Source organism: Vibrio sp. 2CM40D, from assembly GCF_023161825.1.
GTDB classification, from domain to species: domain Bacteria; phylum Pseudomonadota; class Gammaproteobacteria; order Enterobacterales; family Vibrionaceae; genus Vibrio; species Vibrio alginolyticus.
Genome location: NZ_JALNTL010000002.1, coordinates 531,092 through 556,174, shown reverse-complemented (window position 1 = coordinate 556,174; position 25,083 = coordinate 531,092). Strand labels below are relative to the sequence as shown.

At 47.9% G+C, this 25,083-nt stretch carries 23 protein-coding genes; 9 read left to right on the top strand and 14 right to left on the bottom strand.

Annotated elements, in window-relative coordinates; translation table 11 throughout:
* Positions 1 to 33: 33 nt before the first annotated feature.
* The gene (locus tag MTF70_RS05825; protein WP_005374612.1) at positions 34 to 720 is read right to left on the bottom strand and encodes a DJ-1/PfpI family protein; all 687 of its coding nucleotides are present in this window, start codon (positions 718 to 720) and stop codon (positions 34 to 36) included.
* 126 nt (positions 721 to 846) lie between these two features.
* On the opposite strand from MTF70_RS05825, the gene MTF70_RS05820 reads away from it, so the two are divergent.
* Both MTF70_RS05820 and MTF70_RS05815 read left to right on the top strand, forming a co-directional pair.
* The gene (locus MTF70_RS05820; protein ID WP_042522258.1) at positions 847 to 1,803 is read left to right on the top strand and encodes a LysR family transcriptional regulator; all 957 of its coding nucleotides are present in this window, start codon (positions 847 to 849) and stop codon (positions 1,801 to 1,803) included.
* Positions 1,804 to 1,930: 127 nt separating this feature from the next.
* Complete coding sequence (locus tag MTF70_RS05815; protein ID WP_017820077.1) at positions 1,931 to 2,470, top strand: CAP domain-containing protein; 540 nt, start codon at positions 1,931 to 1,933, stop codon at positions 2,468 to 2,470.
* A 77-nt stretch (positions 2,471 to 2,547) separates the two neighbouring features.
* Here MTF70_RS05815 and MTF70_RS05810 read toward each other — a convergent pair whose 3' ends face one another.
* From MTF70_RS05810 to MTF70_RS05795, 4 genes are all read right to left on the bottom strand, one after another.
* On the bottom strand, positions 2,548 to 2,967 hold the full coding sequence (locus tag MTF70_RS05810) for a VOC family protein (protein WP_054865909.1): 420 nt from the start codon (positions 2,965 to 2,967) through the stop codon (positions 2,548 to 2,550).
* Positions 2,968 to 3,888: 921 nt separating this feature from the next.
* Positions 3,889 to 5,457: an alkyl hydroperoxide reductase subunit F gene (gene ahpF / locus MTF70_RS05805; RefSeq protein WP_005374617.1), complete on the bottom strand. Its 1,569-nt coding sequence runs from the start codon at positions 5,455 to 5,457 to the stop codon at positions 3,889 to 3,891.
* Positions 5,458 to 5,629: 172 nt separating this feature from the next.
* Positions 5,630 to 6,187, bottom strand: a complete 558-nt coding sequence (gene ahpC, locus MTF70_RS05800; protein ID WP_005374632.1) for an alkyl hydroperoxide reductase subunit C — start codon at positions 6,185 to 6,187, stop codon at positions 5,630 to 5,632.
* Positions 6,188 to 6,492: 305 nt separating this feature from the next.
* Complete coding sequence (locus tag MTF70_RS05795) at positions 6,493 to 6,951, bottom strand: MarR family transcriptional regulator (protein WP_005383518.1); 459 nt, start codon at positions 6,949 to 6,951, stop codon at positions 6,493 to 6,495.
* A gap of 136 nt (positions 6,952 to 7,087) precedes the next feature.
* Here MTF70_RS05795 and MTF70_RS05790 point away from each other — a divergent pair, with 136 nt between their 5' ends.
* Entirely contained in the window at positions 7,088 to 7,510 is a 423-nt protein-coding gene (locus MTF70_RS05790; protein ID WP_005374640.1) for an organic hydroperoxide resistance protein, read from the top strand.
* Positions 7,511 to 7,588: 78 nt separating this feature from the next.
* Here the strand turns inward: MTF70_RS05790 and MTF70_RS05785 are convergent, their stop codons facing one another.
* Entirely contained in the window at positions 7,589 to 8,686 is a 1,098-nt protein-coding gene (locus MTF70_RS05785) for a YdcF family protein (protein ID WP_025768693.1), read from the bottom strand.
* A gap of 298 nt (positions 8,687 to 8,984) precedes the next feature.
* Positions 8,985 to 9,884: an AraC family transcriptional regulator gene (locus MTF70_RS05780; RefSeq protein WP_042522251.1), complete on the bottom strand. Its 900-nt coding sequence runs from the start codon at positions 9,882 to 9,884 to the stop codon at positions 8,985 to 8,987.
* Positions 9,885 to 10,068: 184 nt separating this feature from the next.
* On the opposite strand from MTF70_RS05780, the gene MTF70_RS05775 reads away from it, so the two are divergent.
* Positions 10,069 to 10,932: a helix-turn-helix transcriptional regulator gene (locus MTF70_RS05775; protein WP_025768691.1), complete on the top strand. Its 864-nt coding sequence runs from the start codon at positions 10,069 to 10,071 to the stop codon at positions 10,930 to 10,932.
* 91 nt (positions 10,933 to 11,023) lie between these two features.
* Positions 11,024 to 11,611 (top strand): GNAT family protein, encoded by a 588-nt coding sequence (locus MTF70_RS05770; protein ID WP_025768690.1) that lies wholly within the window; start codon positions 11,024 to 11,026, stop codon positions 11,609 to 11,611.
* Positions 11,612 to 11,692: 81 nt separating this feature from the next.
* On the opposite strand, the gene MTF70_RS05765 is transcribed toward MTF70_RS05770, so the two are convergent.
* The 6 genes from MTF70_RS05765 to MTF70_RS05740 all read right to left on the bottom strand — a co-directional run bounded on the left by MTF70_RS05765 (position 11,693) and on the right by MTF70_RS05740 (position 19,209).
* Positions 11,693 to 11,959 carry a DUF2999 family protein gene (locus MTF70_RS05765; RefSeq protein WP_004746427.1) on the bottom strand — a complete coding sequence of 89 codons (267 nt, stop codon included), beginning with the start codon at positions 11,957 to 11,959 and terminating at the stop codon, positions 11,693 to 11,695.
* Positions 11,960 to 12,062: 103 nt separating this feature from the next.
* Entirely contained in the window at positions 12,063 to 13,172 is a 1,110-nt protein-coding gene (locus tag MTF70_RS05760; protein ID WP_205461225.1) for a lipocalin-like domain-containing protein, read from the bottom strand.
* Positions 13,172 to 15,682 carry an ABC transporter permease gene (locus MTF70_RS05755; RefSeq protein ID WP_205461226.1) on the bottom strand — a complete coding sequence of 837 codons (2,511 nt, stop codon included), beginning with the start codon at positions 15,680 to 15,682 and terminating at the stop codon, positions 13,172 to 13,174. The genes MTF70_RS05760 and MTF70_RS05755 overlap by 1 nt, the downstream gene beginning before the upstream one ends.
* Positions 15,669 to 16,379 carry an ABC transporter ATP-binding protein gene (locus MTF70_RS05750; RefSeq protein WP_025768687.1) on the bottom strand — a complete coding sequence of 237 codons (711 nt, stop codon included), beginning with the start codon at positions 16,377 to 16,379 and terminating at the stop codon, positions 15,669 to 15,671. The genes MTF70_RS05755 and MTF70_RS05750 overlap by 14 nt, the downstream gene beginning before the upstream one ends.
* Positions 16,380 to 16,866: 487 nt before the next feature.
* Positions 16,867 to 17,112 carry a DUF3297 family protein gene (locus tag MTF70_RS05745; protein WP_025768686.1) on the bottom strand — a complete coding sequence of 82 codons (246 nt, stop codon included), beginning with the start codon at positions 17,110 to 17,112 and terminating at the stop codon, positions 16,867 to 16,869.
* A gap of 105 nt (positions 17,113 to 17,217) precedes the next feature.
* The gene (locus MTF70_RS05740) at positions 17,218 to 19,209 is read right to left on the bottom strand and encodes a U32 family peptidase (protein WP_205461227.1); all 1,992 of its coding nucleotides are present in this window, start codon (positions 19,207 to 19,209) and stop codon (positions 17,218 to 17,220) included.
* A 227-nt stretch (positions 19,210 to 19,436) separates the two neighbouring features.
* Between MTF70_RS05740 and MTF70_RS05735 the strand changes: the two genes are divergently transcribed.
* The gene (locus MTF70_RS05735; RefSeq protein WP_005383492.1) at positions 19,437 to 19,883 is read left to right on the top strand and encodes a DUF302 domain-containing protein; all 447 of its coding nucleotides are present in this window, start codon (positions 19,437 to 19,439) and stop codon (positions 19,881 to 19,883) included.
* Positions 19,884 to 19,978: 95 nt separating this feature from the next.
* Here the strand turns inward: MTF70_RS05735 and ptsG are convergent, their stop codons facing one another.
* Positions 19,979 to 21,421, bottom strand: coding sequence for a glucose-specific PTS transporter subunit IIBC (gene ptsG, locus MTF70_RS05730; protein ID WP_205461228.1), 1,443 nt, complete (start codon positions 21,419 to 21,421; stop codon positions 19,979 to 19,981).
* 264 nt (positions 21,422 to 21,685) lie between these two features.
* Here ptsG and MTF70_RS05725 point away from each other — a divergent pair, with 264 nt between their 5' ends.
* The 3 genes from MTF70_RS05725 to MTF70_RS05715 are packed head-to-tail and all read left to right on the top strand — an operon-like array spanning position 21,686 to position 25,060.
* Positions 21,686 to 22,393, top strand: a complete 708-nt coding sequence (locus MTF70_RS05725) for a response regulator transcription factor (RefSeq protein ID WP_005383484.1) — start codon at positions 21,686 to 21,688, stop codon at positions 22,391 to 22,393.
* Positions 22,383 to 23,813 (top strand): ATP-binding protein, encoded by a 1,431-nt coding sequence (locus MTF70_RS05720; RefSeq protein ID WP_005383481.1) that lies wholly within the window; start codon positions 22,383 to 22,385, stop codon positions 23,811 to 23,813. Before MTF70_RS05725 ends, MTF70_RS05720 begins: the two co-directional genes overlap by 11 nt.
* Before the next feature lie 2 nt (positions 23,814 to 23,815).
* Complete coding sequence (locus MTF70_RS05715; RefSeq protein WP_005383479.1) at positions 23,816 to 25,060, top strand: ABC transporter substrate-binding protein; 1,245 nt, start codon at positions 23,816 to 23,818, stop codon at positions 25,058 to 25,060.
* Positions 25,061 to 25,083: the final 23 nt, after the last annotated feature.

Sequence of the window (25,083 nt, the reverse complement as noted above, 5' to 3'; positions counted from 1 at the left end):
TCGAAGGGTGGCTCTGATTACTTTCTTACACGCTTAAAATGGTTGGTTGGAAAAACGTGAGTACTGGATGGCATCTGCGACTTCCTGAGCTTTAGACTCTGAAGTCATAAGGTGAAGTAGCTTAAGAGCAGCTTGATAGCTAACTAGGCTACCGTTCGAAGTGATAACGCCATCATCAATGACAAAATTCTGGTCGACTTGTACTTTGACTGCTGGGTAATCTCTTTGAAAGCCGTTTTCACCTCCGGCCCAAGTTGTTGCTTTTTTGCCGTTTAAAAGGCCAGCTTCGGCTAACAAATACGCGCCAGAGCAATTACTTGCCATCCAATCTGCCGCCTTTGAGGTAGTTTTAATAAAGTGAATGAGATCTTTATTTTCGATTAGTGCATCCATGTCATAGCTGGATGTTAAAACCAATACGTCGAGTTCCGGCAGATCACCAATCCAAGCATCCACACCAATTTTTAATCCTTCTTCAGTGGTGATGGTTTTCTGATCTGAGACGGAAATGGTGAGCACGTCATAATCACTAAACCAAGTGAGACGACTTGCGACGCCAAAAACCTCTAAAGGCGCAGTAACATCAGAGGTCAGTACGCCATCGTAAACCAGAATACCAATTCGTTTATCTGCGGCATGTGCTGTTTGAAGCACCCCAAAGAATAGGACTAGTGTCGCTATCAATAGTTGTAGTGCATTCTTCAATCCGTTTTTACCCATGGTTTTTTCCTCGTTAACAGAGCATCAAGTTATTGAGGTTCATTATATTTAGGCTAATTAGTGATTGAAGAGCCACTTGGTCTTTACTAAAGTGAATAAAATTCATGAATAGAGTTCATTGGTTATATGGATAAGATACGGTCCCTACGATTTTTTATTGCCACTTTAGATGGCGGTAGTTTTGCTGCGGCTGCCAAAGTGTATGGCACTGACCCTTCGACCGTGAGTAAAGCCATACATCGTCTTGAAAGCGATTTGGGTATACAGCTTTTTCAACGTTCTACGCGACAGAGCCGCCTGACAGAAGCTGGTCGTAGGTACGCAAATACTGCTAGGTTTGTACTGGAGGAGCTGGCGGCATGTGAGGATTCATTAAAAAGTCACAATGATGCGCTTTCAGGGCAGCTTAAGATTAATGTGCCAGTCTCGTACGGTCGCCTCTATATTCGTCCTTTATTAAAAGAGTTTTGCCGCCGCTACCCTAACATCACTATCGATATTCATTACGATGACGCCTACGTTGATATTATTGAGCAAGGTATTGATGTGTCGATTCGCTCTGGTGTCGTTCACGATAGTCAATTGATTGTGCGTCAGCTGAGCCCTATCGATTTTATCATTTGTGCCAGTCAGGATTACTTAGCGCGCCATGGTGTTCCGAGTGGCCCGGATGTATTCAATGACCATTCTTGGGTTCGTTTTCGTTTTAAACAAACGGGGAAACTGTTGCCGATTCGGATGCCAGAACCAGACGGTGCGAGTGAATATGACCCCGAAAGAAACTATATTGTAAATGACGGTGAATCCATGGCAGAGCTTTGCGCAGAAGGCTTAGGATTAACTCAGATCCCTCATTTTATCGCGAGAGACTGGCTTAAATCGGGGCGTTTAGTGCCGATATTTCCGAGCATGCGCCAAGCAGGAAATGGCGTGTATCTTCTCTATGCCAACCGGGAATATGTGCCTGCACGAGTTAGGGTGTTCATCGATTTTATCACTCAAGCAATACAGGATATGGATGAAACGCCATTCCATACTTGGGCTGAAACGTTGCCGATTTATCGACCGAACCAAGGCGATTGAAAACTTCATGTGAGTCTTTGGTTAAAACCCCCTAAGCTATATGGCGCTTTTATTGGTTTTTGTTAGTTTATTGGGCGTTATTATCGAAAAGCGCAGTTTGCTCTTCGTCACTCATAAAGGAAAGACAATGCCAACTAAGATCTTAGTGCCTGCTTTGGCCCTACTTCTCAGCGCATGTGGCGGCGACGGGGAGTCGTCAGCCCCAGCAGAAAGCGGCTCACAAAACACAGGTTCCACATCGTCACAAGGCACATTTGCCGAGCAGATGCTTGCAGCGGTCAACAGCGCCCGCTCTACTACACAACAGTGTGGCGCAACCACCATGCCACCTGTTGGGGCCCTGACTTGGAGCTACGATTTGGAAAGCGCCGCTTATCGACATTCAAGCGATATGGCGAACAGCGATTTCATGAGCCACACAGGCTCCGATGGCAGCAAGATGTCAGATCGAGTTAACGCAACGGGTTATGCTTGGAGCGCCATTGGTGAGAATGTCGCCGTAGGGCAAAGCAGCATTAACGCCGTCGTGAATGCTTGGTTATCGAGTGAAGGCCACTGCCTTAATATCATGAGTGCGGATTTTGATCAGATGGGCGCGTCGCTTGTCGAAAATCATTCTGCACGCTACGGATATTACTGGACTCAGGTTTTTGCCAAACAGCGCTAATGCGATAAAGAAGCCTGATAGATAAAATAAAACGCCAGCAGTCACTATCTGCTGGCGTTTTATTATTTACATCTCTTTTAGCTTGTCAGGTTACGAAGTTTTGGGTCATCCGCCAGGTATTCAACAAATTCAATCTCAAAACCGGCAGGGTCAACAAAATACACATTTTTGCGGCATGGTTCATCAGCACCAGGTTGGGCAATCGGATAACCTGCATCGGTTAGTCTTTTGATGATTGCATCGACGTTGTTGGTCACATAAGCAAAATGCGCTAGCCCAACTTGGTGCCCGCTCAACTCGCGGTTTTCTCCTTCGCCATGGTCACTCATGGCTATGTATTGATACTCGTCGCCAAAATGTAGCCAGTTTCTTGGCTTTCCACTCCATTCGCCTTTACCTTCATCACGCACGTACCAATGTGGAAATGCAGTTTGGTAAAACTTCAGCATTTCAGGGATATCTTTCACGACTAAGTTAATATGTTCTAGTTGGATCATGATGTGCTCCTTTTTGTCATTTTCTAGCCAACGATGAATATGCTAAAACCTCAAGTAAAGTTGAGGTAAAGGGCTTTTTTAAAATTTTTTAGGGTTGATATCTTTGGATCTGGATACATTGAGAGATTCGGTGGGTTTGGTGCTTTGAATCTGAGAGTTGGGTTAGGGGCTTGCAACCTTGTTTCACCTTTTGTTTGTTCGTGTTCTTGCTAATCATTTTCGATCGAGTTTACGGTGAGTAGATTCCCAGTCTCACCTAGGTTCGCGGGAATGACGGAAAGAGAGTGCTAAACGAAGAGCGTCATTCTGAAAGAGCCTAAGCGAGTATTCAGAATCTACTTTCAGTGTGTTGTTATGTTGCGTTGTGAATTGAACTATCCGCGAGCACAGAACCAGTTCCTCCCTTTTGAGCTCTGCGTGTTGAGAGCTTCGGAGTTTGATACAAGGGGAGGTTAGGTGGGGTTGCTGGTTGAATGTTGGGTAAGGTGCTTGCAACCTTGTTTCACCTTTTGTTTGTTCGTGCTACTCATTTTCGATCGAGTTTACGGTGAGTAGATTCCGAGTCTCACCTAGGTTCGCGGGAATGACGGGAAGAGAACGCTAAACGGACAGCGTCATTCTGAAGGAGCCTAAGCGAGTATTCAGTATCTATTCGCAGCGCGTTGTGATGCTGGTGGAGTGAACTGAATTATCCGTGATTGTAGAGCCATTCCCTCCAGTTTGAACTCGGAGCGCTGAGGGATTTGCTTACACCTCTCCCCAAACAAAAAAAGCCAGCAGTTAATACCTGCTGGCAAAGTCTTTGGGCTTCTAGGTTTTTTTGATTTTATTTCTTGTTACTCATCGCTGTCACGGTGCCCCGATTGGTTTTCCGGGGAAGAAAACACAGCACCGTGCGCTTTGTGCTCAAGAAATTGGAGATTAACCTTGCTTACGGATCAGGTAGTCAAATGCGCCTAAGCTTGCTTTTGCACCTTCACCCATCGCAATGATGATCTGCTTGTAAGGAACGGTTGTTGCGTCACCCGCTGCGAACACACCTTCTAAGCTAGTATCGCCACGGCTACCGACTTCAATCTCGCCGCGCTCAGATAAGGCTACTTCTGAATCTTTTAGCCATTCTGTGTTTGGTACTAGACCGATTTGAACAAAGATACCTGACAATTCAATCTCTTTGATCTCATCTGTGTTGCGATCTTTGTACTTCAAGCTTGTTACGCGAGTACCGTCACCCACTACTTCTGTTGTTTGCGCCATCGTGATGATGTCTACGTTTGGTAGTGAGTTCGCTTTGTCGATAAGCACTTGGTCTGCACGAAGTACGTCTGCAAATTCAAGAACCGTTACATGTTCTACAATACCAGCAAGGTCGATAGCAGCTTCGATGCCTGAGTTACCACCACCGATAACTGCGGTTTTCTTGCCTTTGAACAGTGGGCCGTCACAGTGTGGGCAGTACGCGACACCTTTGTTGCGGTACTCTTGCTCACCCGGAACGTTCATTTCACGCCAGCGTGCACCAGGGCTTAAGATGACACTCTTACTCTTCAGCGTTGCGCCGCTTTCAAGTTGGATGTGAATCAAACCATCTTCTGTATGTGCTGCGCCCATTAGCTTCTCAGCTTGTTGCTCAGTCACGACGTCTACGTCGTATTCTTTTAGGTGTTCTGCTAGGTCAGTTGCTAGTTTTGGACCTTCAGTACGTTTTACCGAAATGAAGTTCTCGATTGCCATGGTGTCCATAACCTGACCACCAAAACGCTTAGCAACAACGCCAGTACGAATACCTTTACGAGCAGCGTATAGTGCAGCTGCGCTACCACCAGGACCACCGCCGACAACAAGCACGTCGTATGGGTCTTTTTCGCTCAGTGCTTTCGCCGCTTTCTCGCTCGCGCCGTCATCCACTTTGTTTAGGATTTCAGTCAGAGACATACGGCCTTGACCGAATAGCTCACCGTTCACGAATACACTTGGTACTGCCATGATGTCGCGTTGTTTCACTTCATCTTGGAACAAACCACCGTCGATCATGGTTGCTTTTACTTTCGGGTTGATCGCCGCCATCATGTTGAACGCTTGAACCACGTCCGGACAGTTTTGACACGACAATGAAATGAAGATTTCTACGTCTAGATCTTTGTCTAGTGCTGCGATTTGCTCAATCACTTCTGGTTCTAGTTTGATTGGGTGACCGCCAGAATGAAGCAGTGCCAATACTAGAGAGGTAAATTCGTGACCCATTGGCAAGCCTGCAAAGCGTAGTGCTGTGCCTTTAGCTGGGTTAGTTACCGCCATCACTGGTTTACGTGCGCTTGCGTTGTCGTCACGTTCAACCGTGATTAGGTCGCTCATCTCTGCGATTTGGTTCGCTAGAGACAAAATGTCATTCGATGCTTTGCTTTCATCTAGACTAACCACTAAACGAACTTCTTCTTTTACATTAGCCAGATATTGTTTGAGTTGTTGTTGGATCGCTTGGTCTAACATAGTTGTTACTACCTTAATTAAAACTAAAAAGTGGTTACTGTAGATAAAACCTGAGGGGGAGAGAGCAAATCAGGCAGAAGGTCGTCAAGGTATCTAACCTGAAGTGCTCTCTAATTCAGTTCTAATCAGAAAAAGGAAATCGGGAACTGATTAGAACTTAAATTTCAGTGGCTTAGATTTTGCCAACTAGGTCTAGTGATGGAGCTAGTGTCTCTTCACCTTCTTTCCACTTAGCTGGGCAAACTTCGCCTGGGTGCGCTGCTACGTATTGAGCTGCTTTCACTTTGCGTAGTAGGTCTTCTGCGTCACGACCGATACCTTCAGCAGTGATTTCCATTGCTTGGATAGTTCCTTCTGGGTCGATTAGGAACGTTGCACGGTCTGCAAGACCTTGACCTTCACGCATCACACCGAAGTTGTTTGTGATGTTGCCTGTTTGGTCGCCAAGCATGTAGTACTGAATCTTACCGATTGTGTCTGAGCTGTCGTGCCATGCTTTGTGAGTGAAGTGTGTGTCAGTTGATACTGAGTAAACTTCTACGCCACGTTTTTGTAGCTCTTCGTAGTGGTCTGCTAGGTCGCCCAGTTCTGTTGGACATACAAACGTAAAGTCTGCTGGGTAGAAGAAGAATACTGCCCATTTACCTAGAACGTCTTGTTCTGTTACTTCAACGAATTCGCCGTTTTTGTACGCTGTAGCTGCAAATGGTTTGATTTGAGTATTAATCATAATTTACTTTCCTTTGAATGTTTTAAGCTGAGCTGTTGTTGCTTTCGGAAAGTATATTCTCATCGGAGTGTGTTTAAGGAAAATCGCTTGTAGCTATCCTATTGATAGCCATTTCCTATTTCACTTGATAGGGAAATCCGATGTAAGTGAGTTTGCTTTGATAGGTTTTATTGAAGATGAAGGCAGATTAGCAATAGAGAATACCGATGATGACCTTAAGTGGATCGTCTGGCTAAGATCGAAAGAGCCTGCATCTCGGCAGGCTCCTTCTAATAGGAAGTGAGGAAGCGGATGCTTCTATTTTGTTAGCTCAGATTGTCGAGCACTTTGCCACACAGCTTCTTCAGCATGATCATTTCATCTAGCTCTAAGGTGATTTTACACATCATGGCGTTTGGCACTGACTTGGCTTGTTCCTTAAGATCACGACCTTGTTCTGTTAGGTTGAGTACGCGAACACGCTCATCGGTTTCACTGCGACCACGCTCTACATAGCCTTTTGCTTCTAAGCGTTTAAGCAGCGGCGTGAGTGTGCCTGAGTCCAAATGCAGTTGTGACCCCAACTCTTTCACACTGGCACCGTCTTTCTCCCACAGCACCATCATCACTAAGTACTGCGAATAAGTCAGATCAAGCTCGTCCAACAACGGACGGTAAGCTCGGATCACTGCGTTTGCAGCGCTGTAGAGCGGGAAGCAAACTTGGTTTTCGAGTAAGAGTTTATCGTCGTCGGTCATGGTGTTGTCGGTGTAACACTGGCTCATTGGCGTTGCCTACCTGATCACAGAGAAAGAAAGTCATAAAATAAATTGCGCACAATATAGTTGCAAACGATCTTTACTTCGATATAAGATTGCAAGCAATTAAATTGCGCACAACTTAAATTAAGAGGACACTCGCATGACTACTCTATACAAAACTCAAGCTACCGCTTTGGCTGGTCGTAATGGTCAAGTAAAAACTGATGACGGTCTTCTCGATCTAGAGCTGTCATACCCGAAAGAAATGGGCGGCACAGGCGCAGCAACTAACCCAGAACAGCTTTTTGCAGCGGGCTATTCAGCGTGTTTTTCTAACGCGATTTTGCACGTAGCACGTGAAGGTAAAGTGAACCTGAAGAGTGCACCCGTAACAGCGGAAGTGGGCATCGGCCCGAACGATAACGGCGGCTTTGCACTAACAGTGAGCCTAGCGGTAGAGCTAGACATGCCACAAGAACAAGCGCTAGAACTAACGCGCATTGCACACCAAGTTTGCCCATATTCAAACGCGGTTCGTGGCAACATTGATGTGGCAGTAACGGTAAACGGCGAAGCAATTTAAGCAGTTCTTATCACGGCACAAAGACAAGAAAGCCTGCAAGTACGCAGGCTTTTTTTGATTGGTATGAGTCGAGAATACTTAACGCGACTCTAGCGGGTAAGAGCGGTAGCTCCACATGCCGTAGGTACGTAGAGCATCGCGGTAAATACCAAGCAATTCGCCATCGCTAGCTTTGGCTAAGTCTTTCAGTGGCTTGTCTGGGTAGCTCACGGTGTCGAAAGTGATGTCTTGCGGGCCAGTTTGCCAGCTTGCGATTTCAAACAAGGTTTGACCACGGCGCACGTGGCTCGCTGAGCTTATGATGGTCGCGTGCTTGATGTTATGACGCGCCAACGCGTAGCTGCTGAATAGGGCGTTACCTACCGTGCTGGTGGCGTAGTTTTCTTCAATGATTCGATCTTTGCTGATGCCTTTTTTAATCAGCCAATCTGCCATTAACTTGCCTTCCGTTTTGTGGTTCTTCGGTACGCCGCCCGTCAATACGATCAACGCGTCTGGGTTTGCTTTTGCCATGGCTAGCGTGGTTTCCAAACGCTCAACCAAGATTTGGTGCATCGAACCATCTGGGTTCAGCGCGTATCCCAGCGTGACGATTGCGCCTTTGTCATCCAATTTGCCTTTGTCGGCTTTCTCTTTTAGTGGCGTTGCAAGTACGCGGTCTACGGTGTCGAAGATGCGTTGGATGTCTACCGCTTTACCTGCATTGAGCTTCGTGAGTGTCGCCATGTGTTTCGCTGATTCCGCTTGGTTGCCCTCAAAGCGTTGCCATACCGCTAAGTAAGCGTGCAAATCCACATCGTCTGGTGCGACAGAAAGGGCTTGTTCGAACAGTTCGATCGCGCGGTCTGCATTCTTGTTGTAGATCTGCGCGTTTGCTGCAGAAATCAGTAGGTCAGTACGGTACGGCTCAAGTTTGTATGCTTCTAGTAAGCGGTCGGTAACAATCTCCATGTTGCTCGGCATTTTGGCGGTAAAACCCGCATGCGAGATACGCGCAGGGGATTTGAATGCTTGTACTGCGTCGTTGAGAAGTTGGTCGACAACCTGGCGTTTAGTGACGATCTGTGAGTAATCGGCGGAAGATTGGACAGCAGCATCGTTAGCCGCGATAGAGTATGGGGCAGCAGTCAGCGCAATCACGCTACCAAGAGCAATGGCAAGTAAGTTCTTCTTCATGGAATGTCCTAGAGGTGCTGTAGTACCTAGTTTTTATTGTGCCTAGCGTTGTAGGTCGAACGGGGTCGATAGAATTTTTTCAGTCTAGGTTCGCTTCATGAATAATCTGTGAAATGAATCCCAACTCAGCCGAGCGAATGAGCGCGCGTGGTCAAAACGCGAAGTAGGATCACGAAAATATTGAGGTATTCGTTCGTGTTCTAAGTAATTGGATTAAAAGATAAACAGCGTTTGGAAGAACGGATTTAAGCAACCAGAGTAAGAAATGACAAAGCCTGCAACGATGCAGGCTTTTGGTTTACTTGATGGCAGTGCAGAAGCTAACGTCTGCATGGTGCGTTTGTGGGTCGAAGCTGTGGTAAAGTTCAAAGCAAGGACGATCGTCGTTCTCAATACCGGATTCAATCACTTTGCTCATGACATCATCCCATGCTTTTGAGTATTGGCTCGGGTCAGTAATGTGCTGGCGCATCACCGCATATTGACCGCCGGGGAAGTCTTGCAGCTCAATGCCTTTCGGAACTTCGGTATCTTCTGGCACCATCAAGCAGATATCAGTGCGACACTTCTCGTCTGGCGTGATTTCTGGGTTGTCATGGTAGATGAAGATGCAGGTATTGCCTGCCAAACCTTTCATTCCTGCCCATTGATACAGGCGACCTGATGGCTCTTCATAGCCTTGGCCGTAAGGGCCGTTTACGCGAATGTAAGCCAGTTTTGCTTTTTCAAAGTTTTGCGTTTCCATTGTCGTGCTCCATTTGGTGAGTTCAGAGCCAGTATATGAATCGCTTGGTGTCACTTCGTTTCCATTCTTGCGCAACGTGTGTCCAATCTTGCTGTTTCGTGCTAATTCAGAAAATTGCTGATAGTTTTCGCAGTCACGAAAGGCCGTAGGTGTAACGCCATAATGTTGTTTGAAGGCTTTGGCTAAGCTCTGTGAGCTAGAAAATCCGTACTCTAGGGCAATGTTCAATACTGGTTGCTTGGATTTGAATAAGTCATCGGCGGCGGCTTCTAGACGCAAACGTCGAATGAAATCAGCCAATGTCTCGCCTTGCACGGCTTTGAAGGTGCGATGAAAGTGATAAGGAGAAAGGTTCGCCAGCGCGGCCACTTCTGGCAGGTTGAGTGGTTCATTAAAGTGTTGTTCTAAAAAGCGAATCACAGGAACCAGTCGTTGGTGGTAGTCGACGCGCATCGGGGTATTTCCTTATTCTGTTCAGCTTGTATTCTCTGCTCAAAGCCTACCGCAATCCAACAAGCTTGCAAGGGAGCAGGGTGAGAAATGCGTGGCGAGATGAGCATCAATCAGTCACACTCAACGAACAGATGTTTAAGCAAAAACGTTGCGCTCATTATCTTTACTAACCGCTAGGACAATCATGATAGCTTGGAAACAGTCTCTGCCAGAGTACAACTGGCTCATTCATCAAATTTGGTACTTGGAAGTGCCAGAGGGTGAAGTCATTGACCCCAAGCCGCACCTTATCCCAAACCCGCGCGCTCATTTACTCTTTACGCCATCAGAGCAAGACTACAGCTACGACACGGGAGACACAAAGCTTACTGGCAAAGGCTGCCATTTATTAACGGCTAACGAACATTTGCTGCTGTTGGAAGATACGGCTCCCATCAAGCGTATTGGTATCACCTTTCGCCCAGAGGGTTTGTATGCCATTGAGTCACGGTTTACTGAGGCATCCCAAGTTGCAGCAATTAACCAATGCGAATGGTTTGAGTGGCTTAACGTGGCGTTTGATGTGCGCTTTCAACAAGGGTTATGGCAGCTAGAGTTGCAAGGTTCACCGCAATGTTTGCTGGACTATATCAAGCGACATTTAGATGCGTTAGATATCGAACCTTGTTGCACCAAACCGTTTTTGGCATCGCAAAAAGCGATATCCGTGATGGACGCTCAAGCGCTACGCTCACCTGAGCTAGTGATGGATATTGATGAGATAGCCAAACAGTGCGCCTGTTCTCGCAGAACGCTTGAGCGCAGTTTTAAGCAGGTGGTGGGGTTGAGCGTTAAGCAGTATCAACAAATGGCACGTCTGGAGCAGATGATTTTGACTCTCTACAAGCAACAAGAAGCGATTGATTGGGCGAGCTTCTCACAGCAATTTGGTTTCAGTGACCAATCGCATTTGATTCGTACCCTCAAACATCAGCTAAGAAAAACGCCGAGCAAATACTTGAAAAAGCGTGACTTAACCATCGATATCTATGGCGATTTTGAGTCGTAATACATTACTAATCAGCCTGAAAGTTGTCGCAAAAATCCAATTTTTCTCTTATCCGCTGGGCTACTATTTTCAGCAGATAACGAGGTAACACATGTCATATCAAAAACTAAAACAAGGCGAAGCCATCCCATTTAATGAATCTTTGACTATCCAACTGATTCAAGGCTCTGATCTACAAGATATTATCGAGATGTTGAACGACGATAAGGTCAATCAGTATCTATTCTTCGCACCTGCTGACAACAGCTTATATGAGGGTTTCTTTGGCCCTATTATTGAAAATACGGCACAAGCGATCAAAGAAGGTGTTTGGCCAGACAGTCCAACGTTCGTGATTCGCGACCAACAAGGTCAGTACATGGGAATGTGTGCAGTGACCGCGGTGATGTTCTTAACTGGCAACTACGAAGTGGGTTATCAGTTACCTACTTGCGCATGGGGCAAAGGTGTTGCGACTCGCGCTTGCCAAATGATGACCGAGATTGGCTTTACTGAGCTAAACGCCCACAAAGTCAGTGCGGATTGCTACGCTTCTAATGCTGGTTCTTACAAAACGTTAGAGAAAAATGGTTTTACTCAAGAAGGCCGTCAGAAAGACTACTACAAACGAGAGCAAGGCTTTGACGACAAGCTTTACTACGGTATGACCGCAGAACAATTCGCGTCTTTAAATCGCTAATAATTAGCTAACAAAAAAGGCCGTTAACCCAAATGCTCGGGTTAACGGCCTTTTCTATATTCAGCGCTAAATGGCAAAGGCTTAGTTGCCTTGGTTTTGGCTTTGAAGCTTCTCTTTTGCTTCTTCAACCTTTGAGAAATCCAATCCCAATTCGTCTACCGCTTCTTTGATTAGCGCAGGGTTTTGCATCACTTGCGCCATCAGCATTTGTAGCTTGTCTTGTGGCAAGCCTAGTTGGCTGATTGTTGCCATTGCCGCTAGAGGGTTTTGCGTCAGAGTCTGAAAAATCTCGTTGATTTGTTCGTCGCTGATGTTGTTCTCTTTTAGCAAGGCGATAATTGGGTTCATCATATTTCCTTTCAATTATTCATTGGATGACACTGAGGTGCAGTGTATCACTCGGTTACCTGTGTTTGTACTAGCTGAATAATTGGGGTAATCACTCAACTTTTCAATACCCCGTTAGTTCCATATAACCTGTCCCAGAATGAGAGCCCTCAATACGCACTGGGCCTTCCCAATAAGGCACAGAAAGGGGCATTTTCGCGTTCGGGTTGAGGGCAGAAACCGTAAGTTCGATTTGCTGGTTAGGAATCGATACTTGCCACTCGGTTGGATACTTTCGCCCTTGGATTTCTGTTTGCTTAGTTGCCTTTAACTGAATGTCTTTTTGAGAAATGGCGATGCCAGAGCCATCTTGCTGCATCAGTCTTGCGTTGGAGTAACTGGCTGCTCCGGTTTTGGAATCCCGCAACTGGAACACCACCAAGCTCGTCTCGTCACTCAATCTTAGGGCAAACCAGTCCCAGCCTTGTTGTGAGTCGAGTAAGAACTGCGAGCTCCACTCTCGATCTATCCAGCCTTTGCCGGATACTTGATGGGTTTTGCCATCGATCGTGACTTCACCGGAGACATCAATAAACGGTTGGCTGTAGTAATACGAAGCCACCTGACCATCGCCACTTTTGGTACTGTAACCTTGCTCGCCTTGCTTTTGATAAGGCGCAGTGCTGGTAAGCGTCAGCGAATAGCCAAACTGTTTGGAGTTTGCATTCAATGTGGCAGGGAAGAGGTCGTTGGTTGAAGAGGTCCACTGCCAATCATCGAGGTAAACCCGAAATGGAGAGCTATCAACACCTGCTAGAGAGGATTGAGCGCGTGACCATTTTTCATCGGCGTAGTGTTTGTCCGTTGTCGTGACCGCGCTGTGCGCCATGTAGATTTGTTGAGCTTGCCATTCGGTTTTCTTCACGTCATCTTCGCCCGTTGGTGGCGCAGCAGCAAAGCGAAATTGTGTCCATTGAACGCCAAGTGGGTTGCCATCTTCATCAATTAAGTTAGCGGTTAAGTACCACCATTCATGACGAAAATCCCGGTGTGCTTGATGGTCTGCCGGGAAGGTGAGTTCAATCCCTTTTTCTACGGGAGTGAATAGGTTGCTCTCGCTTTGCGTATCTCCGCTTCCCAGCAACGTGCCCATATTTTTTTGTTGGGCATCTTCACAACCGAACAGGAATAAACTGCTTATGAGTAGAGTAAGCTTGCTTGCCAATCGAACCATCACAACACCTCGCTTTGCAAACTGGATACGACAGGCTTGCTGACCAATCGCCACAGCGGAATCAAGGTTGCAATCACCGCCACCAAGATGGTGATCGCCGCAATACTGAGCGCATCACTCCAATTCCACAGATAATTTAAGCTCCAACCAAAAGCGCGTAAGGTGACGATGTCTGTCAGCACATAACCCACCATTGCTCCGAGGGGCAGGGCGATAACCAGAGTAAAACTGACCAAAGCGACGATCTGTCCGACCACCATGGTCATTAATTTACGACGACTAACACCAAGTGCGTACAGCCTTGCAATGGCGGCTTTGCGTGCGTCGAGCAACATGAAGCAAGCACTGAACAAACCAATCACCGCGACCATCAACGTTACGCCGTTGAGCGCGCGCGTAATGGCGAAGGTCTGCGAGAATATATCCAAAGCGATGGATTTGATTTGCGCCTGATCGTAGAGCTGACTTGGATGCAGATTCAATTGCTCGCGCAGTTGCTCATAGACGATTTGTGGGTCCCCCGAGACTTTAATGCCAAGGCTTGTTGGCAAGTCGGTAAATCCGCTCTCTTGCCATAACTTTGGTGCGAATAAGACTTCACCGTTGGGTGAGCCGTAATCATGGAATATCGCACCCACAAGCAGGTTCTTATTTGGAACGGCATCAAGCGTGAGCGCGCTACCCAGTGATAAACCCAGTTTGACCGCGGTTGGTTCACTGATAGCGACTAACTCACCTTGGTAAAAGCGTGACCAGAAGTTCTCCAAATGCGATTTGAACACCATGGTTTGCTCTAAGGTGTCTTTGTCTTTGGTGCCAAGCAAAATCGGTAAACCTTGCAGGTTATCATCGACGTAGTATTGCTTGTAGACGGTCTCAACCTTGTCGAACTGCCCTAATGCGCGCTCTACATCAGCGATTTCTCCTTGGGCAGGGCTGACGTAAATGTCGGCGTGTAGCCTTTGTTCTAACCACTGTTTTAGGGTGGATTCAAAGCTGCCCACTAGCGTGTTCATCCCCATATTGGCTGTAACGGCGAGTAGCAGTGCCATCATGGCGAGAGAAAGCGGAGAAATCAGCTCGCGTAGCTCAGCAAACAGATACTGCATCAAACCGGAAGTGGTGCGCTTCTCACACCAATTGGCTAACACGCTGAGTGTTTTAGGTAGATACAAAGGAATCGACACCACAAGCACGCCGAGCCACGCCATGGTAAATCGGTGGTGCTCACTCAGCCATAACCCTGCAAGTGCGAGAGCCGTCAACGCAGCACCTATCACGAACAATTGGTTTTCGTTAGAGGCTTCAGGTGCTTGATAAAATCCGCCATGAGAAGAGAGCGGCTGGCGCACGCGCTGTTTAAAGTGCTGCCAACACGCCAACAGGGTTGCGGCTAACGTGAGCAGCAGGGCTTGCGCCCACCATTGCCATTGCCAAGTGCCGGGCAGCAGTGTCGCGCCATAAAGTTGTTCTAAAGTCAGCGCTACAGTCGGGTGTAGCCAATGACTAAGCTGCATGCCCAAGACAAAACCGAGGGAAGCGCCGATGGTAACGAGAAGAGTGAGTTCAACTAACAGCGCAGAGAGCACAATGCTCGGCGCAACGCCCGCCTGTTGAATCTGCACTAACAGCCGATTGCGTTTAAGCAAGCTGTACTTAACGCCGTTGTAAGCAATGAACAGCCCGACTAAAAAGGCAAGTAAGCTCATTGCTGTGAGATTGAGGTGAAAGCTGTCGGTCAGCGAGCCAAGGTCTGTGCTTTGATTGTTGGAAATCCATTGCCCTTGATCGCCAACCCGCTTCTGCCAATTTGCTTGCGTGCCTTTATTCCCTTTATCACCCGAATGGAAAACCGCAATGTAACTGAGCTGTCCTTGTTTATTGAGCAGTTGCTGGGCAAAACCAATGTCCATCAACATTCGGCTGCCTAACTGCCATTCGTCGGGTAGCACCACCACTTGGGTTGGAATGTCGTCCAGAGTTAGGGTTTCTACCTCCCCCAAGTTTTGATGTTGAGATTGGCTCATCATTACGATCGGCTTGCCGGCTAAAAGCTCAGGCAAGGGTAAAGCACTGTCGAACAAAGACACGTTCTGTTGATTTTCTGGTGAATAGCGATACCGCGAAGAAATGGCGGCAATCAACTCACTACCTTGTACTGACCAGCGTCGCCCTTGTTCATCTCTCACTCGCCCTTCGATTACAGGTAGCGCTGCACTGAGCCCGTTTTGTCTAAGGGTGAAGTAGAGCGATTCAGGCAGATAGTTTTGCCCTGTTGGGGGAATAATTAGGCTCTGAGCTTGTGCGCTAAGCTGCTCGGTAGATTCCGCATAACTTCGTTTGGCATTGAGGTTGATGGCTTGTACCGCAACAAACAAGGTCACAGCCAACACGATACCGATCAGAATTGCGGCGGCTTGCAGTGGCGCCTGCCGATAGTGCGCCGCAAACAGGTTCAGAGCGAGTCGAGTATGAGTGAATCTGGTATTTGGTTGCTTAGCTTCCTTCATGGCGAAGCTCATGTTTGTTTTGGTGATGACTGTTCTGTAGCTGACTATTATCTAATCGCAGCCGTGTTTTCATAAACTCAGCGCATTCAGGGCTGTGGGTGACTAACAGCACTGCCGTATTGCCTTGGGTGGTGATTTCACTGAGTAGTTTCATCACTTCTAACCCCGCTTTTTGGTCGAGGTTACCTGTGGGTTCATCAGCAAGTAGCAGTTTAGGTTTGTGTGCTAAGGCGCGCGCAATAGCGACTCGTTGTTGTTGACCACCGGAAAGGGCAGAAACATGTCTATCGAGCAGTTGGCTGATGCCCAGAGTCTCGACCAAATAATCGCACCAGTCGTTCCATTTTTGTTGATTCAAATGCAGAGGGAAGGCGATGTTTTGCTGCACGTTGAGCGGCGTTAATAGATTGAATTGCTGGAAGATAACACCGAGTTTTTGGTGTCGAAATCGGCTCCATTGCGGGTCTTTCCAAGCCGATGTGTTATCACCATCTAACCACAACTCACCATCGGAAAGCGGCTCAAAGCCAGCGATGACATTGAGTAAGGTACTTTTGCCACTACCACTGGCACCCGTCAGCGCAACACTCGCTCCTGTGTTCAACGTAAAGTCGACGCCTTCCAACACGCGATGTGTCTCTTTGCCATCGACAAAGCTTTTGCTGGCGTGTTTGAGTGTGACAAGTGGGCTTTCCATTTCCTCTCCCTGTATTCAAAAGGTGTCGTTTCTTTTGGCAATCACTATTGCAGTTATGTCTCTAGAAACTTTAGACAACAATCAGATAAAAACAGCGATTTACATCGAGTTTAGGGTCTGTTGACCTTTCGAGCTGATTTTTGCAGCGAATTGTTGGGTGTTTGTGCAAGGCAGAAGCTTTGATGTGTAGTTAGCCTACATGAAAAAGCTGATAACGCAGGAGAAATGACCAACAAACGCTGCCCAAAGGGTTCGGCTAAAATCGTTCTATGCTTTGTTAAGGAGTATTTACTTAGAATGCTAGGCTACACACTCCTTGCCTCGCCTAAAACGATTTTATCTCGAACAAAACTTAATCTCGAAAGATAAACAGACCCTACTTTGTACTGAAAATAAGAGGGAAGAGATTAAATGAGGAAGGGATATGACAGGCATTAAAAAAGCCCGAGTCAAACTCGAGCTTTCAAAGATATTCAGCGTGGTCAGCTTACACGTAGTACGCTTCAACTTCGCCTTTAAGTTTGATTAGCATTGGGTTACCGAAACGGTCTTTTGCTTTAGGAGAAGCAATTTTCACCCAACCTTCGCTCACGCAGTATTCTTCTACGTCTGTGCGCTCTTGGCCGTTGATACGAATACCGATTTGGTGCTCGAAGCATTCTTTGATGAAGAATGGGCTACGTGGGTTACCCGCTAGGCGATCTGGTAGAGCTGGTTTAGCTGTGTCTGTCATTTTGTGTGACCTAAATTCCGTAAAAAGTGCGCTATTGTAGTCAGTGCACTGTATGTGTTCAAGATATGTTGAGAGTGGATGCGTTGTTTAACTTTCAAGTACCGCCTATAACCCCTTTAAATACTGCGCGTTGGCTGTTGGTTGAATCATGGCATTCAGCGTTTGGACGGCTTGTTCACTGTGATCTTCAAGTAGAGCTAAGAGCGCGTCAATCAACTCAGGTTTGCTTGCTGAGACTTTCGTTTCGGTCTGGATATCACGCAGATCGATCAACACATCGGTAAACAATTGCGGCAGATCGTGCAGCACTTGCAGGTTTAAGACGTTGTGCTCGCTGTAGATTGAATTGTGGCTGCCTTTCTGTTTTTGCACCACGTAAGGATTGTCTTTTAAGTTGATGATAGACGTGCGTTTATCACAGCGTTTCAAACAACCTTTGTTGACCTTCACCTTACGGCATCCTTCGGTTTGTTGGAACAAACATTGGCGGCTCGTGAGTAGGGTATTTGGATGATAAATGCTGTAGAAGCTGCGCATGTTTTTCGGACGCTTTATGTGACGCATCTGCTTCATATTCAGCTCGTTAGAAACAAACGCGCCACTTGCCGCGAACTCGTCTTGAAGGCATTTAAACGCGTATGAGTTCACCGTGTTCATTTGTGGGCCTGCCACCCAGCCTAAGCCGAGTTCTTTTGCGATCATGCCGACGCCTGAGTTGTTGGTGATCAACAATTCAGGTTGGATGGTTTCCAAAAATACACGAACTGCTTGGTAGTCTTCGCCAATCAAAATGGCAGGGAACCAAGGTTTGAGCATTGGGTTGGCTTGGAACAACTCAATCATCGCGCTCAGTTCACCAGACAATCCCATTGGCAATTGATAGTAAACATCAATGTCTTGGTATTCGCACAGCATGGCTTCTTGTGCTGACGAGATCAGAACCGATAATTTTGGCGCACCTTGGCGAGGTTCTGGTTGAGGTAACGCTGGCAGAGTTGGCACATCAATCGACCCTTTCAAGCTGCTGCCGGATACTTGTGTTGAAGTGACATCGAACGACTTGGTTTGCTCTGCCACTTTCTCAATGATCGCGGTTTTGTCGTCGTAGAGTTTCTTTTTCACCGCTTGCACATCATCAGCAGACTGGCATTGATAAACCTTCGAAAAATGCTTTACAGCGTGGTCGCGCGGGTTGTCGATGTACATCGCCTTGCCGAAATCACCTTGCAAAAATGCGTTGGAGAAATCGCGGTTGAATACCGTGTATAACTCGGTGGTGTCTTCAGCGAGTTCCAAACCCTCGCACAAGCGATCGATTTGCTGACGCCAATTATCGACCACGGTATAGACGTAGTGTGATTTCTTGATTCGTCCTTCCACTTTTAATGAATACACGCCAGCATCGGCAAGCGCTTTCAAGTCCCCAAAGGCGGAGTTGTCTTTCATATTGAGTGGGTAGTTGTTGCCCGTTTTGGTCGTTTCGTACTGTTCGCGACAAGGTTGGCTGCAGCGTCCACGGTTACCTGATGCACCATTGCGAGCGGAACTGATATAGCAAATTCCGGAGAATCCGATGCAGTATGAGCCGTGGACAAACACTTCCATCATTACGTTGTGCTCGCGACCAAATTGCGCCAGATGTTTTATTTCATCGATGTTAAGTTCGCGAGATAAGTTTACTCGGCTTGCGGTGAGCTGGTTGAGAAAGAGGATCTGGCCTTCGTTATGCGTGTTTAGTTGCGTTGAAGCGTGCACATCCAAATCGGGAAAGTAATGTTTGAGAATGTAGGCCAGACCGAGATCTTGCACGATCACGCCATCGATTTTGGTGGTGTTCAGTTGGCTGAGTAAGCGAACAATCGCTGGAATTTCACTTTCTAAAATCAGCACATTCAACGTTAGGAAAATCTTACAGCTGTGCTGATGGGCCAACGTTAACACGCCATTTAAGTTATCTAAGGTGAGGTTGGTCGCTCGGTTACGAGCATTGAAGCGGTCGAGCCCACAGTAAATTGCATCGGCGCCAGCGGCAATGGCGGCTTTGATGGAATCTAAATCACCACCGGGTGCTAATAACTCAAATTGATCGCGTGTCACTACTTTTCTCTTTCTTACTAAAATAGGCTGCAAATGTTACGTATTTCACGCTTTTGATGCTCAGCTAGTTAACGCTTTATTAATCTGAATCAATTAATCCGTGTTACACGGTCGACTCTTGAGTGGGTAGAGTGCAATTCGCGAGAGCGGAATTTGACTTCTATAGTTTTCCTACACTTGGTTTTTCTATATTTAGTTTTCGACTCAGAGAGAGGAAGGGACGACAAATGAAAAAAGTAATCATCGGGTTGGTAGTGGCGTTGACGTCATTGAGTGCGTTGGCTGGTGAGGGCGTGGTAACCGTTGCGAGCACGCATTCAGCAAAAGATACGGCGGATAAATTTGTCGCTATCGCGCAAGAAAAAGGGTTGAACGTCTTTGCGCGCATTAACCACCAAGAGAATGCCACGAAAGTCGATATGACGTTGCGACCAACTGAAGTTATCGTGTTTGGAAACCCTAAAGTGGGCACACCACTGATGATCTGTGCGCAGGAAGTGGCGCTCGATTTACCCCAAAAAGTGTTGGTGTATGAAGATGCTGAAGGCAAAACGTGGTTAGCTTACAACGATCCGATGTATTTAAAACAGCGCCATCATATTGAAGGCTGCGACGAGGTATTGAACAAAATCAGCGGCGTGCTGGGCAATTTAACCAACGCGGCGGCGAAGTAGGGCTGGTTATTGGCTTCGCTTTTTTTACTCCGAAAACGAAAAAGCCAACCTCACAAGGAGGTTGGCAAATCTTACCTATATTGGGGGAGGTAAGATCAGGAGGTGGCGAGTACGCTGTGCACTTCTGACTTAATTGAGTCAGACTGCGTACCGAAAATCGCTTGTAAACTGTCGCCAATCACTAATACATCTCGCGCGCCAAGTGCTTTTAGCTTAGCAACATCAACGTTAGCAATGTCTTTCACCGATACGCGCAGACGAGTGATACACGCATCGACTGACTTGATATTGGCTTTGCCGCCCAATGCCGCTACTACATCCACCGCGATTTCATCAGGCTGTCCGGCAATCTTCACTTCTGCAGTGTCGGTTTCGCGACCCGGCGTTTTTAGATCCAACTTCACAATTAGGAAGCGGAACAAACCGTAGTACAGCGTCGCCCAGATTGGACCGATGATGATGAACATCCACGCGTTGGTCGACATTGGGTAGTAAAGGAAGAACTGGATCGCGCCGTGCGCAAAGTCCGTACTGTGTTTGATTTCCAAAAACGCGGTGATCGCAAACGCAATACCGGTAAGGAAAATATGGATCACGTACAGCACTGGCGCGACGAATAGGAAAGTAAATTCGATTGGCTCAGTGATACCAGTTAACCACGAGGTCAACGCCGCAGACATCATCAAACCGCCGACGATTTTCTTGCGCTCTGGAGACGCGCAGTGGTAAATCGCCAGTGCCGCTGCTGGGAGCGCCCACATGGAGTACATAAAGCCACCAGACAGATAACCTGCGGTTTTATCGCCCGCGAAGAAGCGAGTGAGCTCACCAGTAAACTCTTTGCCGGTTTCTGGGTCTACATAGCTGCCAACTTCGAAGAAGAACGGCGCATTCCAGATGTGGTGCAAACCAACCGGGAGTAATGAACGTTCGCCCGCGCCGTAAACCGCCCACGCAAGTACAGGGTTTTGGTACGCTGCCCAATGAGAGAATGCATCAAGAAGTTGTCCGACAGGTGGCCATGCAAACGCGAGAATCGCACCAACGACGATCGCCGATAAACCGGTGACAATGGGCACAAATCGCTTACCCGCGAAGAAGCCCAAATACTCCGGCAGTTTGATATTGTAGAAGCGGTTGTACATGATTGCCGCGACCGCACCGATAAAGATGCCGCCAAACACCCCGGTTTGCAGCGTCTCAACGCCCATGATGGTAGCATCAGTTTCTAAGCCGCGCAGACCTGTCACAATACCGAGCGATGCGTTCATAATAATTAGGCCAACTAAGCCTGCGAGCGCAGCGGCACCGTCATTGCCTTTTGACAACCCGAGCGCCACACCGACCGCAAACATCAACTGCATGTTGCCGAACATGCCTTCACCGGCGGCGAGCATCACTTTGTTGACCGCGTCTGGAATAAACGCAAACCCCGCGTTACCAATACCCAGCATCAAGCCAGCCACCGGTAACACCGCCACAGGCAGCATCAACGACCGCCCTATTTTTTGTAGTTGTCCAAATATACTTGCAAACATGGTTTCCTCCTGACGAATGCCAGTGTTGTAGGACCTGATTCCTTCAGGTCATGTTGTTTCACGTAAGGTCAGGATGATCATAGCGAGCAAGGCGGCGCCTAAGGTTACAAAAGGCAATCAGTTTGTAAGTGGCCGCTTACAAATCTCTTACACCGAGAAGTAAAATTGCAATCGGCTCGATTGTGAATGTGCGTTTAAGAATGCATCATATTGGCCAGCGCCAAACTCAGGGGCAGGCACAGGGACGGACACAGGGAAAGTAGGATGGAAAACAAGCAGATACTGGTCGTCGATGACAACCTCGACCTTCGCGAAGCATTGTCAGATTACCTTGGTCGCGCAGGGTTTGAAGTGCTTTGCGCAGAAAACGGCGGCGTGATGTGGCAACTGCTCAACGATCACCATCCTGATTTGATCATCCTCGATATTATGATGCCCGGTGAAGACGGTTTTACCCTGTGCCAGAAACTGCGCAAAAACTCCGATATCCCGATCATCATGCTGACCGCCGTCACTGAAGAAGCCGACCGAGTCGCAGGGCTAGAAATGGGCGCCGATGACTACATCACCAAATCATTCAGTCCGCGTGAACTGCTCGCGCGCATCAAAACCATTCTGAGACGCAGCCAATCGACCGCCAATAGCAAACTGACGCGTAAAGTGCGTTTTGACGATTGGTTATTAGATACCGTAACCCGGCAACTGACCCACGTTGCTAGCCGTGAGGTTAAGCAACTGAGTGGCGCGGATTTGTCGCTGCTCGGTTTATTCGTCAACCACGCGCAATCCATATTGTCTCGCGATGACATTGCGCGCGAGATCTGGGGACGCGATGCAGACCCGTTTGAACGCGGCATTGACGTGCAGATCAGCCGCTTGCGTCATCACCTTGAAGATAAAGACCGTTCGCTGATCCTAACGGTGCGCAACAAAGGCTACATGCTGACCACGGACGTGCATTATGAGAATTAAACGCTGGACGGGATCACTGGTCGTTCGCACCAGTGTGTTCTTGTTGCTGGTGATCATTCTGGCGCAGGTATTATCCGGGATTATCTGGTATCAACACGCCAGCGAACGCGATAAAGAAGGCCTGACCACGACAGTCAAAAGCTTAGCATTGAGCGCTTCTTCCACCATCGCTTTCTTTCAAACCCTCCCTTCGGAATATCGCCACTTGGTGCTCAATCAACTACGCAACATGGGTGGTACGCGCTTTTTCGTCTCACTCAACAATCACCAGATTGACGTCGACCCACTGCCGGAGAGCGAGCGCAAAACGTTGGTCATCAACCAAGTTCGCGAGGTATTAGAAAGCGAGCTGAGCGGCATTCCTAATATCGAGGTGGAGTTCACCCAGCGCGACAAACTCAAAGTGTTCAACAACGAGCTACCTATCGATGAACTGCCGCTATTGTGGGCGCATTATTCGCTTTCGTTTGGTGACCTCAATCCACCGATTCTGGTGATGCAGGTCGAAGTCGCGCAGAACGAATGGTTTTATCTCGCGGCGGTGCTACCCGCGCCTTACATCAACCTAGAGACTAACTATTTTGAGCTGCGCCAATGGCTGACGCTATTGCTGTCCGCGCTAATGCTGTTGCTGTGTACCTGGTTTATCGTTCGCAAAGAAATTCAACCAATTCGAGAGCTGGCAAAAGCCGCAACCCTGATGTCGAGCCGATTAGACGTGCCCGAAGTCTCTGAGCGCGGCAGTAACGAACTGAAAGCGGCGGTACGTGCGTTTAACAAAATGAACCGACGCATCGACAGCCACATTAAAGACCGCGAGATGCTGTTCAGTGCCATTTCACACGATCTGAAAACGCCGATTGCTTGCCTAAAACTACGGGCGGAAATGCTGGATGACGACGCCGACCGAGAACGCTTTATCCGCCTGAGTAACGACCTAGATTTGATGGTCAAAGGCGCATTGCAATGCATTAAAGAGACCGATATCCACGAGGAAATCGAGCCGATCAATTTCACCCAACTGATTCAGCACATTTCCGCCAATGTCGCCGATGCGCCGGACACGATTCGCATCCACGGCGAAATCCGCACCCACTTTGCTGGTAAACCGTTAGCGATTAAGCGCTGCATTCAGAATCTAGTCGATAACGCGCTCAAATACGGCCATCAAGCGGACATTACGCTGAGTGAAAGCCCAGAGTCGATCCATATTGAAATTGAAGATCACGGTGATGGTGTTGACGATTTACTACTTGAAAAGCTCTGCCAGCCATACTTCCGCGCTAGCAACGATAAAGAAGGCAGTGGGCTGGGTTTAACCATTTCACAGAGTATTGCAAAGGCTCATGGCGGCAACTTGTTGCTGAGCCATTCTCAGTTTGGCGGCCTCTGCGCCACGCTGACTTTCCCGAGAGACTGACTATGAACAAACTGGCATTCTTGTTCCCACTGTTGCTCGCCCCTTGCGTTGCTCACGCTGAGTCGCCACAAGGGGTAGAGTTTTTACATTGGTGGACTTCTGACGGCGAGCAGCAAGCGCTGCAAACACTTAAAGCTCAGCTAAAACGGCACGATATTGAGCTGCTGCAAAGCCCGGTGCTAGGCGGTGGTGGCGACAGCGCAATGACTGTACTGCAAGCTCGCGCGCTGGCGGGCAATCCACCGAGCTTCGCGCAAATCGAAGGGCCAAGTATTAAGGCGTGGGATGCCATCGGTATTTTGCACAACGTCAACGCGGTAGCGGATGAGCAGCGCTGGGACGAGGTGCTCTACCCGCTGTCTATTGAAATCAATAAAACACAAAACGGCTATATCGCCCTGCCACTTACGCTGCACCGTTTGAACTGGTTGTGGGTCAACCACAAGCTGCTTAAACAACTGAATCTGTCCGCGCCGAAAAACTGGCAAGAGATGTTCGCCGCCATGGAGCTTGCTAAGAAAAATGGCATTGTGCCGATCGCGGTCGGTGAGCAGCCGTGGCAAGTCGCCCAACTTTTCGAGAACTTAGTGATCTCCACTGGCGGCGTTGAGTTCTACACCAATGCAATGGTTAAACTAGAACGCGACAGCATCGACAGCGATACACTGCGCCAAGCGCTGACGCAATTTCGCCGCCTGAGTTTGTTGATCGACAACCAATTACCCGACAGTAAGTGGGATACGGCGACCCAAGCGCTAGCCGACGGTCAAGCGCTGTTTCAAATCGGCGGTGATTGGATTTTGGGTGAGCTGCTCGCCAATCAAGTCTCAGTTCCGCAAGAGATCGGCTGTTACCCAACGCCTGACAGCGATGGTGTATTCCTCTACAATATGGACAGCTTGGTGTTTATGTCGAGCAAGTCGTTTTCTGCCGAGGCGGCTCAGCAAACCGGAAGCGCGCTGGCAGACGTCGAGTTTCAAGCTAAGTTCAATAAGGTAAAAGGCTCGATTCCGGTACGCACCGATATCGACATCAGCGATTTTAATCCGTGTCAGGTCCAGTCATATCAAGACTTTCACTACGGCGTTAAGCACAACCTCGCTGTGCCGAGTATGATTGATTCGATGGCGGTCAATCCGGTTGCTCAGCAAGCGATAAACTCGGAAATCTTCCGTTTTTACCGCAATCCCAAAATGGAACCCGACGAGCTGATAAAACGCATTATTGCTATTTCGCAAAGCGGTTAATGGCAATGAATTTGTGCCGAGTG

Bases quoted from the DNA above. Each gene is read 5' to 3' on its own strand.
- MTF70_RS05770 (WP_025768690.1), top strand. From the start codon at position 11,024: ATGTCATATCAAAAACTAAAACAAGGCGAAGCCATCCCATTTAATGAA.
- MTF70_RS05825 (WP_005374612.1), bottom strand. From the start codon at position 720: ATGGGTAAAAACGGATTGAAGAATGCACTACAACTATTGATAGCGACA.
- MTF70_RS05790 (WP_005374640.1), top strand. From the start codon at position 7,088: ATGACTACTCTATACAAAACTCAAGCTACCGCTTTGGCTGGTCGTAAT.
- MTF70_RS05775 (WP_025768691.1), top strand. From the start codon at position 10,069: ATGATAGCTTGGAAACAGTCTCTGCCAGAGTACAACTGGCTCATTCAT.
- MTF70_RS05720 (WP_005383481.1), top strand. From the start codon at position 22,383: ATGAGAATTAAACGCTGGACGGGATCACTGGTCGTTCGCACCAGTGTG.
- MTF70_RS05795 (WP_005383518.1), bottom strand. From the start codon at position 6,951: ATGAGCCAGTGTTACACCGACAACACCATGACCGACGACGATAAACTC.
- ahpC (WP_005374632.1), bottom strand. From the start codon at position 6,187: ATGATTAATACTCAAATCAAACCATTTGCAGCTACAGCGTACAAAAAC.
- ptsG (WP_205461228.1), bottom strand. From the start codon at position 21,421: ATGTTTGCAAGTATATTTGGACAACTACAAAAAATAGGGCGGTCGTTG.
- MTF70_RS05810 (WP_054865909.1), bottom strand. From the start codon at position 2,967: ATGATCCAACTAGAACATATTAACTTAGTCGTGAAAGATATCCCTGAA.
- MTF70_RS05815 (WP_017820077.1), top strand. From the start codon at position 1,931: ATGCCAACTAAGATCTTAGTGCCTGCTTTGGCCCTACTTCTCAGCGCA.
- MTF70_RS05735 (WP_005383492.1), top strand. From the start codon at position 19,437: ATGAAAAAAGTAATCATCGGGTTGGTAGTGGCGTTGACGTCATTGAGT.
- MTF70_RS05725 (WP_005383484.1), top strand. From the start codon at position 21,686: ATGGAAAACAAGCAGATACTGGTCGTCGATGACAACCTCGACCTTCGC.
- MTF70_RS05785 (WP_025768693.1), bottom strand. From the start codon at position 8,686: ATGAAGAAGAACTTACTTGCCATTGCTCTTGGTAGCGTGATTGCGCTG.
- MTF70_RS05760 (WP_205461225.1), bottom strand. From the start codon at position 13,172: ATGGTTCGATTGGCAAGCAAGCTTACTCTACTCATAAGCAGTTTATTC.
- MTF70_RS05755 (WP_205461226.1), bottom strand. From the start codon at position 15,682: ATGAAGGAAGCTAAGCAACCAAATACCAGATTCACTCATACTCGACTC.
- MTF70_RS05780 (WP_042522251.1), bottom strand. From the start codon at position 9,884: ATGCGCGTCGACTACCACCAACGACTGGTTCCTGTGATTCGCTTTTTA.
- MTF70_RS05820 (WP_042522258.1), top strand. From the start codon at position 847: ATGGATAAGATACGGTCCCTACGATTTTTTATTGCCACTTTAGATGGC.
- MTF70_RS05745 (WP_025768686.1), bottom strand. From the start codon at position 17,112: ATGACAGACACAGCTAAACCAGCTCTACCAGATCGCCTAGCGGGTAAC.
- MTF70_RS05765 (WP_004746427.1), bottom strand. From the start codon at position 11,959: ATGAACCCAATTATCGCCTTGCTAAAAGAGAACAACATCAGCGACGAA.
- MTF70_RS05750 (WP_025768687.1), bottom strand. From the start codon at position 16,379: ATGGAAAGCCCACTTGTCACACTCAAACACGCCAGCAAAAGCTTTGTC.
- ahpF (WP_005374617.1), bottom strand. From the start codon at position 5,457: ATGTTAGACCAAGCGATCCAACAACAACTCAAACAATATCTGGCTAAT.
- MTF70_RS05715 (WP_005383479.1), top strand. From the start codon at position 23,816: ATGAACAAACTGGCATTCTTGTTCCCACTGTTGCTCGCCCCTTGCGTT.